The sequence below is a fragment of the Pseudomonas rustica genome (assembly GCF_049959085.1).
GTDB lineage: Bacteria > Pseudomonadota > Gammaproteobacteria > Pseudomonadales > Pseudomonadaceae > Aquipseudomonas > Aquipseudomonas rustica.
Genome location: NZ_CP188200.1, coordinates 1,857,223 through 1,872,964, shown reverse-complemented (window position 1 = coordinate 1,872,964; position 15,742 = coordinate 1,857,223). Strand labels below are relative to the sequence as shown.

The 15,742-nt window shown below is 59.6% G+C and carries 22 protein-coding genes; 14 read left to right on the top strand and 8 right to left on the bottom strand.

Annotated elements, in window-relative coordinates:
* Positions 1 to 2 precede the first annotated feature (2 nt).
* Positions 3 to 818: a cupin domain-containing protein gene (locus ACP3TY_RS08760; protein WP_426619733.1), complete on the bottom strand. Its 816-nt coding sequence runs from the start codon at positions 816 to 818 to the stop codon at positions 3 to 5.
* 133 nt (positions 819 to 951) lie between these two features.
* Here ACP3TY_RS08760 and ACP3TY_RS08755 point away from each other — a divergent pair, with 133 nt between their 5' ends.
* Positions 952 to 1,470 carry a carboxymuconolactone decarboxylase family protein gene (locus ACP3TY_RS08755; protein ID WP_426619732.1) on the top strand — a complete coding sequence of 173 codons (519 nt, stop codon included), beginning with the start codon at positions 952 to 954 and terminating at the stop codon, positions 1,468 to 1,470.
* A gap of 177 nt (positions 1,471 to 1,647) precedes the next feature.
* Here ACP3TY_RS08755 and ACP3TY_RS08750 read toward each other — a convergent pair whose 3' ends face one another.
* Positions 1,648 to 3,093 carry a SulP family inorganic anion transporter gene (locus ACP3TY_RS08750; RefSeq protein WP_426619731.1) on the bottom strand — a complete coding sequence of 482 codons (1,446 nt, stop codon included), beginning with the start codon at positions 3,091 to 3,093 and terminating at the stop codon, positions 1,648 to 1,650.
* A gap of 157 nt (positions 3,094 to 3,250) precedes the next feature.
* Between ACP3TY_RS08750 and ACP3TY_RS08745 the strand changes: the two genes are divergently transcribed.
* On the top strand, positions 3,251 to 3,568 hold the full coding sequence (locus ACP3TY_RS08745; protein WP_426619730.1) for a DUF7693 family protein: 318 nt from the start codon (positions 3,251 to 3,253) through the stop codon (positions 3,566 to 3,568).
* A gap of 51 nt (positions 3,569 to 3,619) precedes the next feature.
* Positions 3,620 to 4,165, top strand: a complete 546-nt coding sequence (locus ACP3TY_RS08740; protein WP_426619729.1) for a hypothetical protein — start codon at positions 3,620 to 3,622, stop codon at positions 4,163 to 4,165.
* Between the two features lie 43 nt (positions 4,166 to 4,208).
* Here the strand turns inward: ACP3TY_RS08740 and ACP3TY_RS08735 are convergent, their stop codons facing one another.
* A complete protein-coding gene (locus tag ACP3TY_RS08735; protein WP_159815207.1) occupies positions 4,209 to 4,844 on the bottom strand; it encodes a hypothetical protein in 636 nt (211 codons plus the stop codon).
* 127 nt (positions 4,845 to 4,971) lie between these two features.
* A complete protein-coding gene (locus ACP3TY_RS08730) occupies positions 4,972 to 5,430 on the bottom strand; it encodes an N-acetyltransferase family protein (protein WP_426619728.1) in 459 nt (152 codons plus the stop codon).
* 142 nt (positions 5,431 to 5,572) lie between these two features.
* On the opposite strand from ACP3TY_RS08730, the gene ACP3TY_RS08725 reads away from it, so the two are divergent.
* Complete coding sequence (locus ACP3TY_RS08725) at positions 5,573 to 6,214, top strand: TetR/AcrR family transcriptional regulator (protein ID WP_212551475.1); 642 nt, start codon at positions 5,573 to 5,575, stop codon at positions 6,212 to 6,214.
* 140 nt (positions 6,215 to 6,354) lie between these two features.
* Here ACP3TY_RS08725 and ACP3TY_RS08720 read toward each other — a convergent pair whose 3' ends face one another.
* Together ACP3TY_RS08720 and ggt are read right to left on the bottom strand one after the other, a co-directional pair.
* Positions 6,355 to 6,888, bottom strand: a complete 534-nt coding sequence (locus ACP3TY_RS08720) for a cysteine hydrolase family protein (protein ID WP_426619727.1) — start codon at positions 6,886 to 6,888, stop codon at positions 6,355 to 6,357.
* Positions 6,889 to 6,954: 66 nt separating this feature from the next.
* Positions 6,955 to 8,682, bottom strand: coding sequence for a gamma-glutamyltransferase (ggt, locus tag ACP3TY_RS08715; protein WP_212551473.1), 1,728 nt, complete (start codon positions 8,680 to 8,682; stop codon positions 6,955 to 6,957).
* Positions 8,683 to 8,833: 151 nt separating this feature from the next.
* Here ggt and ACP3TY_RS08710 point away from each other — a divergent pair, with 151 nt between their 5' ends.
* Entirely contained in the window at positions 8,834 to 9,370 is a 537-nt protein-coding gene (locus tag ACP3TY_RS08710; RefSeq protein WP_426619726.1) for a methylated-DNA--[protein]-cysteine S-methyltransferase, read from the top strand.
* A gap of 28 nt (positions 9,371 to 9,398) precedes the next feature.
* Here the strand turns inward: ACP3TY_RS08710 and ACP3TY_RS08705 are convergent, their stop codons facing one another.
* Positions 9,399 to 9,842 (bottom strand): hemerythrin domain-containing protein, encoded by a 444-nt coding sequence (locus ACP3TY_RS08705; protein WP_053121565.1) that lies wholly within the window; start codon positions 9,840 to 9,842, stop codon positions 9,399 to 9,401.
* A 149-nt stretch (positions 9,843 to 9,991) separates the two neighbouring features.
* On the opposite strand from ACP3TY_RS08705, the gene ACP3TY_RS08700 reads away from it, so the two are divergent.
* Positions 9,992 to 10,417 (top strand): GNAT family N-acetyltransferase, encoded by a 426-nt coding sequence (locus ACP3TY_RS08700; protein WP_212551472.1) that lies wholly within the window; start codon positions 9,992 to 9,994, stop codon positions 10,415 to 10,417.
* Positions 10,418 to 10,520: 103 nt separating this feature from the next.
* Here the strand turns inward: ACP3TY_RS08700 and ACP3TY_RS08695 are convergent, their stop codons facing one another.
* The gene (locus ACP3TY_RS08695) at positions 10,521 to 10,871 is read right to left on the bottom strand and encodes a hypothetical protein (protein ID WP_053121569.1); all 351 of its coding nucleotides are present in this window, start codon (positions 10,869 to 10,871) and stop codon (positions 10,521 to 10,523) included.
* A gap of 135 nt (positions 10,872 to 11,006) precedes the next feature.
* Here ACP3TY_RS08695 and ACP3TY_RS08690 point away from each other — a divergent pair, with 135 nt between their 5' ends.
* From ACP3TY_RS08690 to ACP3TY_RS08655, 8 genes are all read left to right on the top strand, one after another.
* Positions 11,007 to 11,336 (top strand): DUF6388 family protein, encoded by a 330-nt coding sequence (locus ACP3TY_RS08690; protein ID WP_426619725.1) that lies wholly within the window; start codon positions 11,007 to 11,009, stop codon positions 11,334 to 11,336.
* Between the two features lie 26 nt (positions 11,337 to 11,362).
* Entirely contained in the window at positions 11,363 to 12,067 is a 705-nt protein-coding gene (locus tag ACP3TY_RS08685; protein ID WP_426619724.1) for a YoaK family protein, read from the top strand.
* A 181-nt stretch (positions 12,068 to 12,248) separates the two neighbouring features.
* Complete coding sequence (tusD, locus tag ACP3TY_RS08680) at positions 12,249 to 12,641, top strand: sulfurtransferase complex subunit TusD (protein WP_426619723.1); 393 nt, start codon at positions 12,249 to 12,251, stop codon at positions 12,639 to 12,641.
* Between the two features lies 1 nt (position 12,642).
* Complete coding sequence (gene tusC, locus ACP3TY_RS08675) at positions 12,643 to 12,999, top strand: sulfurtransferase complex subunit TusC (protein WP_212544686.1); 357 nt, start codon at positions 12,643 to 12,645, stop codon at positions 12,997 to 12,999.
* Complete coding sequence (gene tusB, locus ACP3TY_RS08670; RefSeq protein WP_426619722.1) at positions 12,999 to 13,292, top strand: sulfurtransferase complex subunit TusB; 294 nt, start codon at positions 12,999 to 13,001, stop codon at positions 13,290 to 13,292. Before tusC ends, tusB begins: the two co-directional genes overlap by 1 nt.
* Positions 13,289 to 13,624, top strand: a complete 336-nt coding sequence (locus ACP3TY_RS08665) for a TusE/DsrC/DsvC family sulfur relay protein (protein WP_426619721.1) — start codon at positions 13,289 to 13,291, stop codon at positions 13,622 to 13,624. Before tusB ends, ACP3TY_RS08665 begins: the two co-directional genes overlap by 4 nt.
* Entirely contained in the window at positions 13,621 to 14,622 is a 1,002-nt protein-coding gene (locus tag ACP3TY_RS08660; protein WP_426619720.1) for a glycosyl transferase family protein, read from the top strand. The genes ACP3TY_RS08665 and ACP3TY_RS08660 overlap by 4 nt, the downstream gene beginning before the upstream one ends.
* A gap of 91 nt (positions 14,623 to 14,713) precedes the next feature.
* Complete coding sequence (locus tag ACP3TY_RS08655) at positions 14,714 to 15,715, top strand: glutathione S-transferase family protein (protein WP_426619719.1); 1,002 nt, start codon at positions 14,714 to 14,716, stop codon at positions 15,713 to 15,715.
* Positions 15,716 to 15,742: the final 27 nt, after the last annotated feature.

Sequence of the window (15,742 nt, the reverse complement as noted above, 5' to 3'; positions counted from 1 at the left end):
CCCTAAGCGCCAGCCTTCCACTCGCGCGGGCTGAGCCCGGTCTTGCGGCGAAACGCGCGAGCCAGCGCCGAAGGGCTTTCGTAACCGACCTCTGCGGCGATCAGCGCAATTGGCTTGCCCTCGCGCAAACGTTTCTGCGCCAGGCTGACCCGCCAGCTCAGCAGATAATCAGCCGGCGTCTGCCCGACCACGCGGCGAAACTGCTCGGCAAAACTGGCGCGCGAGAGGTTGGCGACGCTGGCCAGCTCGGCCACGCTCCACGGTTTATGCGGCTGCTCGTGCATCTGGATCAACGCGCGCGACAAACGCGGATCGGCCAGCCCGGCCATCATCCCCGGTTGTTGATCGCGACTGCTGATGAGGTGGCGCAATAGCAGAATCACCAGCAGTTCAAACAGCCGATCCATCACCGCAACCCGTCCGCAATGTTCTTCGAAGGCTTCCTTGAACAACCATTCCAGCGTGCTGCCCAGTTCGGGAATGTCGCTGAGTTTCAGCACCAGATAATCCGGCAACGCAGTGGCGAGTGCATTTCCCGAACCGCCGTCGAACGTCAGCGTGGCGCAGACCACGCGGGTGCCCATGGACTCGTCGGCAGATATTCGATGGGGAAACGGTCGCGGAAAGAAAATAAGCGAAGGTTCACTCAGCCTGAGCTCGCGTTCGTTACCCGGCCTGAGCCGTAACTCGCCCGCCTGCAACAGATGCACATGCCCGCACGGCTCGCCCTCATGCACGCTGATGCCGCAAAACGCGCCGCTGTGAAAGGTGCCGGCATTCACACCGAAGTGGCTGAGCAGAGTAGAAAGGCGATCCATTGGGCGACTCCTGCGGGCGAATCTGGACGATCTGCCGCATATCGTCGACGATTTGCCGCCAAAGCACCAGTTGCGCTCACTAACATTCATTCCATCGCCGACGCAGTTCGCGCCGGACTTTCGGAGAATCACCATGAGCCGCATCAACGCCATCAGCCTCGAAACCGCCACCGACGCCACCCGCCCCGTGCTGGAAGGTGTGAAGAAGAAAATCGGTTTCCTGCCGAACCTGTTCGCCACACTGGCCAAGGCGCCGGTCGCGCTCGACACCTACGTGCAGGCATCGGCGACACTGGGCAAATCGTCGCTTAGCGCCAAGGAAAAAGAAGCGGTGTACCTGGCGACCTCGCAGGTTAACGGCTGCGATTACTGCCTGGCGGCGCACACCTTTTTCGGCAGCAAGGTCGGGTTGTCGGCCGAGGACATCGTCGCGGCGCGCCAAGGTGAACTGAACGCCTACGCCGCCCTCGCCTATCAATTGACGGAAAGCCGTGGCCACTTGAGTGACGAGCAGATCGCCGCCGCTCGCGCCGCCGGGATTGACGACAGCAAGATCATCGAAGTGATTGCCGTGGTCGCGGTGCAGACCCTGACCAACTACCTGAACAACGTGGCGCTGACCGAGATCGACTTCCCGGCCATCGACGCCTGATCAAAGACCAATGCAAGACCTGTGGTGAGGGGATTTAGCGAAACGTCGCACCGCCCCGTTGGACTGCGCAGCAGGCCCCTGTTTTCTAGTTAAAAGAGGGATCGCTTCGCAATCCATCGGGGATAAATCCCCTCGCCACAAGTCCACATTCATCACAAAGTCGTGTAGCGCCGTGTGTCAGTCATGATCGACGCCGGCGCGCTTGAGCAGTTTTTTGCAGCGCTCGGACAGGTGGAACACCTGCAGATCCTTACCCGCTTTGGCGTAACGCTCACGCAAGGTTTTCAGCGCGGCAATCGCCGAGTAATCAACAAAGCTCAGATGCCGGCAGTCGAGGGTGACTTTTTGCGGATCGGTCGCCGGGTCGAACTGGTTGAGGAACGGCGTGGTCGAGGCAAAGAACAGTGTGCCGTGCAGGCGATAGAGTTTGCTGCCGTCGGCCTCCAAGTGCTCATCGGCGTACAACTCGCGGGCCTGCTGCCAGGCGAAATTCAGCGCAGCGATGATGATGCCGCACAGCACAGCGGTGGCCAGATCGGTGAACACGGTGATGGTGGTCACGGCGATGATCACCATCACATCGTTGAGCGGGACTTTGTTGATGACGCGCAACGACGCCCAGGCGAAGGTCTGTTGCGAGACCACGAACATCACGCCGACCAACGCCGCCAGTGGAATCCGCTCGATCAGCGGCGACAGAAACAGAATGAACAACAAAATCAGCACGCCCGCGACCACACCGGACAAACGTCCGCGCCCGCCGGAGCTGAGGTTGATCACGGTCTGGCCGATCATCGCGCAACCGCCCATGCCGCCGAATGCGCCCGAGACCATATTCGCCGCGCCCAACGCCACGCATTCACGATCCGGGTAGCCACGGGTTTCGGTGATTTCGTCGGTGAGGTTCAGCGTCAGCAGGGTTTCCAGCAGCCCGACCAGCGCCATCAGAATCGCGTAGGGGGCGATGATGCGCAGGGTTTCGAGAGTCCACGGGATGTCCGGCAGAGCGAAAGTCGGCAGACCACCGGCGATGTGCGCCATGTCGCCGAGGGTGCGGGTCGGCAGGCCGAACAGATAGACCAGCAGGCCGACGCCGAGAATCGCCACCAGCGCCGGCGGCACCGCTTTGGTCAGGCGCGGCAGGATGTAAACGATCGCCATGGTCAGCGCCACCAGCCCCGCCATCAGGTACAACGGCGTGCCGCTGAGCCATTCCTCACCGTTCTTGAAATGCTCCAGTTGCGCCAGGGCAATGATGATCGCCAGACCGTTAACGAAGCCGAGCATCACCGGGTGCGGCACCATGCGCACCAGTTTGCCCAAGCGTAGCAAACCGAACGCCATCATGATCAAACCGCCGAGCAGCACGGTCGCCAGCAGGTATTGCACGCCGTGTTGCACCACCAGCGCAACAATCACCACCGCCATCGAACCCGCCGCCCCGGAGACCATACCCGGCCGACCGCCGAACAAAGCGGTCAGCGTGCAGATGATAAAAGCACCGTACAGGCCCATCAGCGGATTGAGGTGTGCCACCAGCGCGAAGGCGATGCATTCGGGCAACAGGGCAAACGAGGTGGTGAGTCCGGCCAGGACATCGGCGCGCAGACGAATCGGTTTCATGGCTTACCTGACTGAGCGGCCAACGTCGGTGACCGCAGGTGTTCGGGGAAAAGTGGGTTGCGGATGTTACGGAATTGTCCCCGCAGCGGCCAGTGATCGCTGACAGTTATCGACCTGCGCTTTATGCTGGCGCGCTCAGTCCTCATCGAGTTCGAACATGTCTGCATTTTTAACCGCTCGCGAAGTTTGTCAGCGTTTGCGTGACGCGGCGCTGGAGGTGCTCGCCTTTAAAGTAGGCGAGGCGCCCTCCGCGTCCGGGCTGGTTGCCGTCGATATCGAAGGCTGGCGCTTGTTGCTGGATTTTGACGGCGGCCGGTTGCATCACTGTGAGTACGCGCGCGATACCGATGGGCGCGAAGGCGCGCTCGAGGGTTGGCAGCGTTACGGCACTGATCCGGTGAGTTTGCTCAGTACTTGGGAATTGGCGCAGATCGAACGATTGCTCGCAGCAGCAACGAACACGGTTGCTCGATGATGGCACTCTGCCCATAATCCGCATCCCTACATTCCCACGCAAGGAACTGCCGTGAAGAAGTCGCTGTTGTTGATCCCGCTGTTGGCGTTGTTGCTACAAGGTTGTGGCATGACCATGACCCGCTACGAGCCGAGCTACGAGAACGTGCAGAAGCTCAAGCAAACGCCGCCGCTGCATGCGATCAGCAATCCTCAGGTAACCGCCGAATCCGGTGAGGGTTCGTTGTCGGTACGCGCCAACCCGATTCGCTCGCCGTCGGGCAGCATCCCGGCACACATCCAGGATGCCATCATTGAAGAGCTGCGCAAGGCCGGTCTGCTTGATCCGCAAGCCCAGCGTCAGTTGAAAGTATTGGTGGTAAAAAACGAAATGTCCGCCGGCATGGGCACGGGTAACGGCAAACTGGCCGCGCGCTTCACGCTGCTTAACGGCAATGACGTGGTCTACGACGCGACCAAGGCTGTCAGCAGCCAATGGAGCAGCAGCTTCTTTGGTTTCATCGCGATCCCGAACGCGGTCAATGCTTACAACCCGATGTTGCGTGATCTGCTGAAGGATCTGTACAGCGATCCACAGTTCATTCAAGCGCTGAAGTAACAGACAAAAAAAGAGCCGCAATCGCGGCTCTTTTTTTTTCGCCTCACGCCCGTGGAATGCGGGTTTCGAGTGCGGAGTATTTCAGGCTGTTGCTTTCGACCATCTGCTTGAGCAGCGCGTTGACCTGACGGGTGAACGTGTCACTCATCGCGTCTGCCGGCGTATTCGCCATCAACGGGATGAACCAGATCCCCAACCAGGTGCCAATCGCATCGTGGTTGCTCGCGGCGGTCAGGGGTTGACCTTGCGGATCGAGATTTTCCAGGCTCATGCTGTACTGATCGGTAGCATAAGCCGGAATGATGGTCATGCTGAACCCACTGATGAACGCCAGCACCATTTGCCCACCGTTAGGCGGATGGTTGTACACCTTCAAACGCAGATTGTAATCGCCCGGCTGCTTCTGGAACTCGTCCAGCGTGACACGACCGAACAGACCGGAATCGCTGAGGATTTTCTGCAACTGCGGCTTGAGGTGATCGCGCGCCTGCGGCACTTCAACGGCGGAAGCGCTTTTCGGCTCGCCCTGATAGAAGTCGAAATCCACGTAGACGTTTGGCTTGTTGGCGTAGTTGGCCATCGATGGCAGTTTCACCGGCGCCACTTCGTCTTTGGTGAAACTGGCACAACCGCCCAGTGTGAGCACCAGGCCCAAGGCCAGAATTTTCCCGAATTGCATGATATCCGTCCCTAAGTAAACACCGCCAAATGATGGCAATGAGCCTCCATCAAGGAGGCCGAGCGGATTCTAGAGAGACCTGTTGCTCGGGGAAAGCCTCAATTCGGGATTTTTCAGAAATAATTTCTCAACTTTCACGCAAGTCGAGCATATAGGTGTAGTAACCCGTATCGCGCACATACCCCAACGACTCGTACAAACCCTGCGCGGTGTAGTTGTCGGTGGCGGTTTCCAGCACCAACCCCTTCGCGCCGGTTTCCAGCGCAAACGCCCGGGCGGTGTTCATCAGCAATCGGCCAACGCCGCGACCCCGGGCGGCTGGCGTGGTGAACAGATCGCTGAGCAGCCACGTGCGGTGGGCGTCGATGGAGGAAAACGTCGGGTACAACTGCACAAATCCCAGCGCTTCACCGTGCTCGTCCTGCGCCAGAAAAATCGCCGACTCACCCGCCGCCATGCGTTCAGCGATGAAGGCGCGCGACTGTGCCAGATTCGACGGTTGCTCGTAGAAACCCCGATAAGCGTCGAATAACTGCGCCACCGCGTCCAGCTGTGCGGTATCGGCGTGCAATGCCTTAATCGTCATGACCCCTTCCTCGTTTATTCAATGATCGAAGCAGCATAGCGCTGTCTGTCGAGTAAGCTGGCTTCACCGCTATATAGTTTTGTATATTGCGAAACCGAAATTGCCAGAATCTTTCCATGTTGTTTATTCAGACTGTTTTTCCATGAGCGCCATCCGCGTACGCAACGAGCAGTTGATCCTCAACGCTGCCAGTGAAGAATTCGCCGCCAACGGCTTCGACGCCACCCAGACCCGCGACATCGCCGCCCGCGCTGGCGTGCCCAAGGCGAACCTGTATTACTACTTCCAGACCAAGGAAAACCTCTACTCGAAAGTCTTGCTGGGGTTTGTCGAACCGTTGCTGGAGGCGTCGGCGGTGCTGCGTGAAAGCGATGATCCGCTGGTGGGTTTGCGCGCCTACGTCGCTGCGCGGATTCGTATTGCCCGCGAGCATCCGGCGATTGCCAAGGTTTTCAGTGGAGAGTTGTTGCTCGGCGGGCGGCAGTTGCCAGACGAGTGCCGCGACCTGCTGCACGCTGAAGCGCGACGGAATGTCGAGTGTTTGCGCAGCTGGATCGAGCGCGGTTTGCTGGCACCGGTGGATCCGGAGCATTTGATGCTGTTCATCTGGTCGGCGACGCGCACGTACACCAACATTGGCTGGCAGATGGGCCGAATCATGGAACGCGAAGAGCCGCTGGATGAGGATTACGAACGGGCGGCGGAGACGATTACGCGGTTGGTGCTGGAGGGGGTTGTGCCGCCAAGGGTTGGGGAGATTCGTGGGGTGTTGTTTGCGACTTGAACCGCAGAATGACCGCAGTACATCTGCAAACACAACCCCTGTAGGAGCTGTCGAGTGAAACGAGGCTGCGATCTTTGATCATGATTTTCAAGATCAACAGATCGCAGCCCCCGGCAGCTCCTACAGGGGGTGTGGTGTTTTCAAAACGTAATGGTTGCGGCGGGTTTCACGTCGATGCGGGCAACGGAGCCGGTCAAATGCGCGAGGTCTTTGTTGTGTTCGGCGATGATGTCGTCGGCGCTCATCGGGCCGTTGTCGACGGTGGAGTGTGCGTCGGCGGCGAGCACTACGTCGTAGCCCAGTTGATGGGCCTGGCGCACGGTCGCGTTGATGCAATAGTCGGTTTGCAACCCGCAAATGACCAAGCGTTCGAAATCCTCGCTCGGCAGCAGTTTGCGTAAATCAGTCTGATAGAACGAATCGGGCGTGGTCTTGCGCACGCGTAAATCCTCGCTCGATGTTTCCAGCCCTTCGGCCAGTTGCCAGCCCTCCGCGCCATGAGCCAACGGACTGTCCTTTTCTTCATGCTGAATCAGCACCACCGGCACGCCGGCCGTGCGCGCTCGGCGGCTGAGGCCGTTGATGGTGTCGATCACCCGGTGAATGTCATGGCACTCATACTCGCCCGAGCAGAGAGCTTGCTGGACGTCGATGATCAGCAATGCGGTGGTCATGATGAGCCTTCCTTGATCAGTCCTTGAAACAGGGGCGGAAGTGAGCCCGCCCCGTTTTTACGCGCCTTAGTAACCCAATGACAACCCGGTATTACGCCGTGGATCGTTGGCACCGTAGAAGCGGTTTTTGCCAACCGGTTTACCGCCCAGCGACGGTGCGCCGACCAGAATCGCGGCGATATGGTTGGCATCCTGCGGGCCGGCAAACTTGTGGCCCCAGCTCTCGAGAATCTTCTTCGTGTCGGGACTCGCCGCGAAGTCTTCGAGGTTGGTTTCCTCCGGCATCCACTGCTGGTGGAAGCGCGGCGCATCGACTGCTTCCTGCAGGCCCATGCCGTAGTCGATGACGTTGAGCATGGTCAGCAAGGTCGCGGTGATGATCCGGCTACCGCCCGGCGTGCCCACCACCATCACCACTTTGCCGTCCTTGGTGACGATGGTCGGGCTCATCGACGACAGCGGTGCCTTGCCCGGCGCGATCGCGTTGGCTTCGCCCTGCACCAGACCGTACATGTTCGGCACGCCGACCTTGGAGGTGAAGTCGTCCATTTCATCGTTGAGGATCACCCCGGTCTTGCTCGCCATCACGCCCGCGCCGAACCAGTCGTTGAGGGTGTAAGTGACCGAAACCGCGTTACCCCACTTGTCGACGATCGAATAGTGCGTGGTGTTGCTGCCTTCATGCGGTGCGGTACCCGGTTTCAGCTCGGCCGAGACGCCAGCCTTTTGCGGTTGAATCGCGTCGCGCAGTTTCGTTGCGTAGTTCTTGTCGAGCAGATGTTCGATCGGGTTTTTGACGAAATCCGGATCACCCAGATAGCTGTTGCGATCCACGTACGCGTGGCGCATCGCTTCGATCTGATAGTGCATGCCCTGGGCCGAATGGAAGCCCAGATCCTTCATCGGATAGCCTTCAAGAATATTCATGATCTGGCAGATCACCACACCGCCGGAGCTTGGCGGTGGCGCGGAAACCACGTGGTAGCCACGGTAATCACACTCGACCGGCGCCAATTCGCGGGTCTTGTATTTGTCGAGGTCGGCCTGGGTGATGATGCCCTTGTTGGCCTGACTCGACGTCACGATCGCATCGGCGACCCAACCTTTATAGAAGCCGTCGGCGCCTTTCTCGGAAATGGTGCGCAGGGTTTTAGCCAGATCCTTCTGCACCAGTTTCTGCCCGACCTGCATCGGCTCGCCGTTGTGCAGGAAGATCGAGCCGGAATCGCGAATGTCCTTTTTGAACACATCGGTGGCGTATTCCAGCAGCTCGACGTCGCCCTGCTCCAGTTCGAAACCGTCTTCAGCCAGTTTGATGGCCGGGGCGATCATGTCTTTGCGCGGTTTGGTGCCGTACTTGCTCAGCGCCAGTTCCATGCCGGACACGGTGCCCGGTACGCCGACCGCCAAGTGGCCGCGCGTGCTCAGATCAGGAATGACGTTGCCTTCCTTGTCCAGGTACATATTGGCGGTCGCGGCCAACGGCGCTTTTTCGCGGAAATCGAGGAAGGTCTTGCGTCCGTCGGCCAGTTGAATGGTCATGAAACCGCCACCGCCGAGGTTGCCGGCTGCGGGGTAAACCACCGCCAGCGCATAACCCACCGCGACGGCGGCATCCACCGCGTTGCCGCCGCTTTTCAACACATCGACGCCGACGTGGGTCGCCAGATGCTGCGCGGTGACCACCATGCCGTTTTCGGCAGCGACCGGTGCGACCGAGGCCGCGTGAGCCATCAGACAGCTGAGTGCCAATGAGGTCGCTATCAGCGATTTGGCCAAAGGTTCGTACTTCATGAGTCGATCTCTTTTTTGTTTTTAGGGTCTGTGCAAAACAGAGGCGAACGCTTCAAGAGCAACAAGCAGTATGGTCGCGATTGCGCATTGCGCCTCCCCGCGCAGGCAGTATGCTGAGCGCCATTGATGCCCTGAACCGGAGCTGGCCTGCATGGCTTTTACCTTCATCACCCTGCCCTCGCCCGTCGGCGAGTTGAAGCTGGTCGCGAACGGTTCACGACTGGCGGCCATCCTCTGGGAAAACGACAAACCGAACCGCGTGCGCCTCGGGCCGATGAGCGCAGCACCAGACAATCCGATCCTGATAAAAACCGCTCGGCAGCTGGAGGAATATTTTTCCGGCACCCGCGATCGCTTCGATCTGGAGCTGGATTTTGTCGGCACTGATTTTCAGAAACAGGTGTGGGCGGCGTTGCTGACGATTCCGTTTGGCGAGACGCGCAGCTACAGCCAGATTGCCGCGCAGATCGGCAATCCTTCAGCGGTGCGGGCAGTGGGCGCAGCGAATGGGCGTAATCCGATTTCGATTGTGGCGCCGTGCCATCGGGTGATCGGTGCGTCGGGGAAACTCACCGGGTTTGCGGGCGGGCTGGAGGCCAAGGAGCATTTGCTGACGCTGGAGGGAGCTTTAACGTCAAAAGATTGCAGCCCGCGGCAGCTCCTGCATTTGCAATTCGATCTCCTGTAGGAGCTGCCGAAGGCTGCGATCTTTTGATCTACTTAGCCTCGACCTGCTCCTGATACTCTTTTTCATATTGCCCGGCGAGCTGCACCTTCTGCTTCTCATTGAGCAATTTGCCGGCCATCTGGAAGAACTTCTGCTCTTCTTCCTCCAGGTGGTGATGCACCTTCTCCGACAACTTCTTCGCCGTCGCCAACCACGCCGGGCTCGACATCTCGGTCTCGTCGAGCTCTTCCATCATCTCGTCCATTTCATGGTGCTCGGAAATCGCGTGACGACTGAGGTCGACACCGGCATCGCACTCCATCAACGGAATGTAGAAGTGACGTTCTTCGGCGGTTTCGTGGGCTTGCAGTTCATCTTTGAGCAGTTTGTAAGCCTCAACCCGCTCCGGGGTGTCACCGCTGGTTTTGATCAGGCTTTTCGCGTAAGTGCGCTGGCGGTCATGGCTTTCACGAAGGGCTTCAAAAATATTCATGGCGTGTCCTCATCAACCGCGTGCTGGAATGACGCTGTAAAAGCTAGACCGCGACGCGCGAGCGACGGTTCCACCGGTTTTGCGCAGGGACTTGGAAGCAGACCACCGGGCAGGATACGCTGGCGAATTATCCTACAAGGAAGTCCTGCATGAACTTGCGCATCGAGTTAACGCAAACACCCACGGAAGAACACCGCGCGGCGATTCTGGCGCCACTGCGCGCACATAACGTCTCCCAGGCCGGCCCATCGGCGTGGGAACCGATCGCGCTGTTGGTGCGCGACGAGCACGACGCTGTGCTCGGCGGCCTGTATGGCCACACGTTTTATCGCTGGTTGTTTATCGAATTGTTGGCCGTGCCGATTGAGGGGCGCGGTCAGGGCATCGGTTCGAAATTGATGCAGATGGCTGAAGATTTTGCGCGAGAGAAGGATTGCGTGGGGATCTGGCTCGACACCTTTTCGTTTCAGGCGCCGGAGTTTTACAAGAAGGTCGGGTATACCGAGTGCGGCGAGATTGTTGATTATCCGCTGGGGCATAAGCGGCATTTTTTCCAGAAGCGGCTTATAGGTTGAATGGACTGGCCCCTTCGCGAGCAGGCTCGCTCCCACATTGGAATGCATTCCAAATTGTGGGAGCGAGCCTGCTCGCGAAGGCGGCCGTCAATTCACCCAATAATCAGAGGCAAGTCGCCAACGCCGCCAACCGCCGCTTCGCGACAAAATCATCTTTCTGCGCGTAGTAATTCAGCGTCGTCCCCGACGGCTCCGTGCTCAGGTCAACGAACGACTCCGCCGAACGGGTATACACCGTCGAACCGCCCTTCTTGCCCGGTTGCAGATAAGCCCCCGCGTCCACGCCAAACACCGCCTCGTCTTGCCAGGCAAATTGCACGCACTGCGCCACGAGCTTCTCGGCTTTGTCCGAGGTCATGACTTTATAAGGCGCCTGGGTGCGCGCATCGTCCATCGCCGAACCTGCGCAACCGGCCAGAACCGTCGCCGCCAGCGCTACCATCAGAATTCGCATTGCATTCGCTCATTCAGAAAAAAGCGGACTGTATCACCGCCGCAAGCGGAAATCGTTCTGCTTTACTGCATTTATAACGAGACAGGCACTCGCTGCTGCGGCAACCTAAGGTCATCAGCCTCACAAGGAGAACCCATGGCGCCTACCGATCAGCGACATGAACACGCCCTGAAACTGTTTCTCGACGCGCGCCCCGAGTTGCGCGAAAGCCTCGACCACCTTAATCCTCTGCTGGCTCAGGCCAAGGGCGAAACCCAAGCGCAATACCGCGAAGAACGCCTGCATGAGGCGTTTGAAGAAGAGGCGGACAAGCTGGGGTTGTTCGCCTGGGAACTGACGTTGCAACTGACCGCTGATTCGCCTGAGGAATATCAGGCGCAGCGTTTGGAAGTGCATCGCGAGGTGGCGGAAATGGCCGGCATGGACTGGCTGGAATACTGCGACCTGTACGCGATAGAACCTTAACCGCCACGCCAAGGATCCTTTCGCCGATGCTGCCTTCCGCCTCGACTCATCGCGCCAGCCCAGGTCATCTGCACACGCAAAAATGGCGCGGACGCGTGGGTCTGGCGCTGGTCGCCAGCCTGTCGGTACTGGCCGGCATGACCGATGCCATCGGTTTCATGGCCAGCGGCGATTTCGTTTCGTTCATGAGCGGGAACACGACACGACTGGCGGTGGCGATCAGTGAAGGTGATCTCGGGTTGACCTTGCGCCTGGTGATTCTTGTCGCGACGTTCATCGTCGGTAATGCCCTGGGCGTGCTCGTTGCGCGCCTCGGCGGGCGACGCGCGCTGCCGCTGCTGCTGTGCATCGCCACCCTGCTCTGCACCTCGGCAGCGTGGCCGTTCGACACGCAACTGCCGGCACTGCTGGCCGCGATCATTGCGATGGGCATGCTCAACGCGGCGGTCGAGGAAGTGAATGGCCTGCCGGTCGGGCTGACCTACGTGACCGGCGCGCTGTCGCGATTTGGCCGAGGACTGGGCCGCTGGATGCTCGGCGAACGGCGCAGCGGCTGGCGGGTGCAACTGGTGCCATGGAGCGGGATGTTTATCGGCGCCATTCTCGGGGCGGTGCTGGAACAGCATCTGGGCCTCAAAGCCATGTTTGTCAGCGCTGTGCTGGCCGCGTTGATCGGCGTGCTTTCCCTCAGAATCCCGCGACGCTGGCAACTCGGCTACATGCCCCGCTAACCGCAAATCCCCTGTAGGAGCTGACGAGTGAAACGAGGCTGCGATCTTTTGATCTGGTTTTTTTTTAAATCAAGATCAACAGATCGCAGCGTGCCGCAGCTCCTACAGGGATCGGGTTTACGCGATCCTTTGGCGGTCGCAATGCTTTATCATGGCCGCAGTTTTGCTGATCGAGTCCGTCATGAAGTTCGCCATCGCGTTGTTTTCCGCCGCCCATGCGCCCTCCTCGCGCCGTGCCCTGCTGTTTGCGCAGGCGGCACTGGCCGGTGGGCATGAAGTTGTCCGGCTGTTTTTCTATCAGGACGGCGTCTACAACGCCTCCGACGCGGTGGTCACCCCGCAGGACGAACTCGACTTGCCCAAGCAATGGCGCGCGTTTATTACCGAGCAGAAGCTCGACGGCGTGGTCTGCATCGCCGCCGCCCTGCGCCGTGGCGCCCTGAACGCGGAAGAAGCCAAGCGTTATCAGCGTGACGCGATTTCGGTCAGCACGCCGTGGGAATTGTCCGGCCTCGGTCAGTTGCATGATGCGGTGCAAGATGCCGATCGCCTGATCTGCTTCGGAGGTGCGTGAGATGGCCAAATCCCTGTTGATCATCAGCCGCCAGTCGCCATGGTCGGGCCCCGGCGCCCGCGAAGCGCTGGACATCGTGCTGGCCGGCGGCGCTTTCGATCTGCCGATCGGTTTGCTGTTTCTCGATGACGGCGTGCTGCAACTCAGCGCCGGGCAAAACGCGAAAGCGCTGCAGCAGAAAGACCTCAGCGCCAACCTGCAAGCGCTGCCGATGTTCGGTGTTGAAGAGCTGTTCTATTGCGCCGACAGCGCCAGCGCCCGCGGCCTCAGCACGTTGTCGCTGGACGAAGCCGCGCCGCTGGCCGCCGAGCAAATCACCGCCCTTATTGACCGCTACGACCAGGTGATCACCCTCTGATGTCGACTTTGCATGTGTTGTCTCATTCCCCGTTCGGCGACGATCGCCTGACCAGTTGCCTGCGCGTGATCGGCGGCGCTGATGCTTTATTGCTGTCCGGCGATGCGGTCTACGCGTTGCAACCGGGCACCGTGCCGTTCACTGCGCTACACAACCGCCAGATCAAATTGTTCGTTCTGGCCGAAGACGCGCAGGCGCGCGCCCTCCAAGTTCCTGACTGGGCCGAAGTGATCGATTACCCGGCCTTCGTCGAACTGTCGATCCATCACGACAAGGTCAACAGCTGGCTATGAATTCCATGACCGTCGGCGCCCGCGCCATCGAACTGGACAAGGACGGCTTCCTCGTTGACCTCAGCGACTGGTCGCAGGAGGTCGCCGGCGCCCTCGCCGCCGCCGAAGACATCGAGTTGACCGCCGAACACTGGGAAGTCCTCGAACTGCTGCGCAGCTTCTACGCCGAATTCCAGTTGTCCCCGGCCACGCGGCCGCTGATCAAGTACACCGCGCTGAAACTCGGTGTGGAAAAAGGCAACAGCCTGCACCTGAACCGACTGTTCAAAGGCACCCCTGCCAAACTCGCCGCAAAACTGGCGGGCCTGCCCAAACCGACGAATTGCTTATGACCGACTTTCCAGCGCTGACCCTCGAAACGCCTGCTGAACATCCATTCGCCCAATTCGTACGCATCCTCGGCAAGGGCAAACGCGGCGCCCGTGACCTGACGCGCGAAGAAGCGCGCGAAGCCATGGGCATGGTGCTCGACGACAAGGTCGAGGACACCCAGCTCGGTGCGTTCCTGATGTTGCTGCGCCACAAGGAAGAAAGCGCCGAGGAAATGGCCGGTTTCACCGAAGCCTTGCGTGAACGCTTGCAGGCGCCGGCGCTGAACGTCGATCTGGATTGGCCGACCTACGCCGGTAAAAAGCGCCATCTGCCGTGGTACCTGCTGGCCGCCAAGTGCCTGGCGCAGAACGGCGTGCGCATCTTCATGCACGGCGGCGGCGCGCACACCGCCGGGCGGCTGTACAGCGAGCAACTGCTCGGCGAGTTGAACATCCCGTTGTCCCGCACGTGGCAACAGGTCGGCACGGCACTGGACAACGGTGGCCTCGCGTTTATGCCGCTGGTGGACTGGGCGCCGCAGTTGCAGAACATGATCGATCTGCGCAACACCTTGGGTCTGCGCTCGCCGATTCATTCGCTGGCGCGGATTCTTAATCCGTTGGGCGCTCGCTGCGGGCTGCAAAGTATTTTCCACCCCGGCTACCAAGCGGTGCACCGCGATGCCAGCGGCCTGCTCGGCGACACAGCGATTGTGGTCAAGGGTGATGGCGGCGAAATCGAGATCAACCCGGATGCCGACAGTCATCTCTACGGCACCAAGGGTGGCGAGAGCTGGGACGAGGAATGGCCGCAACTGTCGGCGCAACGTCACGTCAAACCATCGTCGCTGGATGTCGAGCACTTGAAAGCCGTGTGGCGCGGCGACGTGGTCGACAGCTACCCACAAATGGCGCTGATCTCGACGATGGCGCTGGCCCTGCGCGGGCTTGGCCAACCGCGTGAACAAGCCTTCGAAACCGCCGAGCAATACTGGGCTGCGCGGGACAAATCGATTTAACCGATCATTCACGCCCGATCTTTGCGCTTTTTGTTCGAACTCACAGGAATAGACTCGACTCCAACGTTTACTGATTTACGGAGTCTTGATCATGGGTTTACTCGTCGATGGCCACTGGCAGGACAAGTGGTACGAAAGCAGCAAAGACGGCGCGTTCCAGCGCGAACAGGCACAACGCCGCAACTGGGTGACCGCCAACGGCGAGCCTGGCCCGAGCGGTGAAGGTGGTTTTGCCGCCGAGGCCGGTCGCTATCACCTCTATGTGTCACTCGCCTGTCCATGGGCGCATCGCACACTTATCCTGCGCAAACTCAAAGGTCTGGAAAGTCTGATCGACGTTTCGGTGGTCAGTTGGTTGATGCTGGAAAACGGCTGGACGTTCGACAACGCGCTGGGCTCGACCGGCGACAAACTCGATGGCTTTGAATTCATGCATCAGCGCTACACCGCCGACACCGCCGACTACACCGGCCGCGTCACCGTGCCGGTGCTGTGGGACAAAAAGCTCAAACGCATCGTCAGTAATGAGTCAGCGGAGATCATCCGCATGTTCAACAGCGCGTTTGATGGCTTGACCGGCAATGAGCTGGACTTCTACCCGGCGCCACTGCGCAGCGAGATCGATGCGCTGAACGATCGAATTTATCCAGCCGTAAACAACGGCGTGTACCGCGCCGGGTTTGCCACGTCGCAACAGGCCTATGAACAAGCGTTCGATGAGGTGTTTGCTGAGCTCGATCATCTGGAGCGGGTTTTAGGTGCGAATCGCTATCTGACCGGCGAGTACCTGACCGAAGCCGATGTGCGCCTGTTCACCACGATGATTCGTTTTGACGCGGTGTATCACGGGCACTTCAAATGCAACCTGCGGCGGATTGCCGATTATCCGAACCTGTCGAACTGGCTGCGTGAGGTGTATCAGCTGCCGGGGATTGGCGAGACGGTGGATTTTCAGCACATCAAAAATCACTACTACGGCAGTCACAAGACGATCAACCCGACGGGAATTGTGCCGAAGGGGCCGGAGCAGGATTTCACGGCGGCCCATGATCGGGCGCGGTTGGCTGGCAAAGGGGTTTGGTTGAAGGGCTAACAGCAAAAAGCAAAAGATCGCAGCCTT

What these genes read in the sequence shown, in the direction of transcription:
- ACP3TY_RS08760 (WP_426619733.1), bottom strand. Translation starts at nt 818, where the DNA reads ATGGATCGCCTTTCTACTCTGCTCAGCCACTTCGGTGTGAATGCCGGC.
- ACP3TY_RS08755 (WP_426619732.1), top strand. Translation starts at nt 952, where the DNA reads ATGAGCCGCATCAACGCCATCAGCCTCGAAACCGCCACCGACGCCACC.
- ACP3TY_RS08750 (WP_426619731.1), bottom strand. Translation starts at nt 3,093, where the DNA reads ATGAAACCGATTCGTCTGCGCGCCGATGTCCTGGCCGGACTCACCACC.
- ACP3TY_RS08745 (WP_426619730.1), top strand. Translation starts at nt 3,251, where the DNA reads ATGTCTGCATTTTTAACCGCTCGCGAAGTTTGTCAGCGTTTGCGTGAC.
- ACP3TY_RS08735 (WP_159815207.1), bottom strand. Translation starts at nt 4,844, where the DNA reads ATGCAATTCGGGAAAATTCTGGCCTTGGGCCTGGTGCTCACACTGGGC.
- ACP3TY_RS08730 (WP_426619728.1), bottom strand. Translation starts at nt 5,430, where the DNA reads ATGACGATTAAGGCATTGCACGCCGATACCGCACAGCTGGACGCGGTG.
- ACP3TY_RS08725 (WP_212551475.1), top strand. Translation starts at nt 5,573, where the DNA reads ATGAGCGCCATCCGCGTACGCAACGAGCAGTTGATCCTCAACGCTGCC.
- ACP3TY_RS08720 (WP_426619727.1), bottom strand. Translation starts at nt 6,888, where the DNA reads ATGACCACCGCATTGCTGATCATCGACGTCCAGCAAGCTCTCTGCTCG.
- ggt (WP_212551473.1), bottom strand. Translation starts at nt 8,682, where the DNA reads ATGAAGTACGAACCTTTGGCCAAATCGCTGATAGCGACCTCATTGGCA.
- ACP3TY_RS08710 (WP_426619726.1), top strand. Translation starts at nt 8,834, where the DNA reads ATGGCTTTTACCTTCATCACCCTGCCCTCGCCCGTCGGCGAGTTGAAG.
- ACP3TY_RS08705 (WP_053121565.1), bottom strand. Translation starts at nt 9,842, where the DNA reads ATGAATATTTTTGAAGCCCTTCGTGAAAGCCATGACCGCCAGCGCACT.
- ACP3TY_RS08700 (WP_212551472.1), top strand. Translation starts at nt 9,992, where the DNA reads ATGAACTTGCGCATCGAGTTAACGCAAACACCCACGGAAGAACACCGC.
- ACP3TY_RS08695 (WP_053121569.1), bottom strand. Translation starts at nt 10,871, where the DNA reads ATGCGAATTCTGATGGTAGCGCTGGCGGCGACGGTTCTGGCCGGTTGC.
- ACP3TY_RS08690 (WP_426619725.1), top strand. Translation starts at nt 11,007, where the DNA reads ATGGCGCCTACCGATCAGCGACATGAACACGCCCTGAAACTGTTTCTC.
- ACP3TY_RS08685 (WP_426619724.1), top strand. Translation starts at nt 11,363, where the DNA reads ATGCTGCCTTCCGCCTCGACTCATCGCGCCAGCCCAGGTCATCTGCAC.
- tusD (WP_426619723.1), top strand. Translation starts at nt 12,249, where the DNA reads ATGAAGTTCGCCATCGCGTTGTTTTCCGCCGCCCATGCGCCCTCCTCG.
- tusC (WP_212544686.1), top strand. Translation starts at nt 12,643, where the DNA reads ATGGCCAAATCCCTGTTGATCATCAGCCGCCAGTCGCCATGGTCGGGC.
- tusB (WP_426619722.1), top strand. Translation starts at nt 12,999, where the DNA reads ATGTCGACTTTGCATGTGTTGTCTCATTCCCCGTTCGGCGACGATCGC.
- ACP3TY_RS08665 (WP_426619721.1), top strand. Translation starts at nt 13,289, where the DNA reads ATGAATTCCATGACCGTCGGCGCCCGCGCCATCGAACTGGACAAGGAC.
- ACP3TY_RS08660 (WP_426619720.1), top strand. Translation starts at nt 13,621, where the DNA reads ATGACCGACTTTCCAGCGCTGACCCTCGAAACGCCTGCTGAACATCCA.
- ACP3TY_RS08655 (WP_426619719.1), top strand. Translation starts at nt 14,714, where the DNA reads ATGGGTTTACTCGTCGATGGCCACTGGCAGGACAAGTGGTACGAAAGC.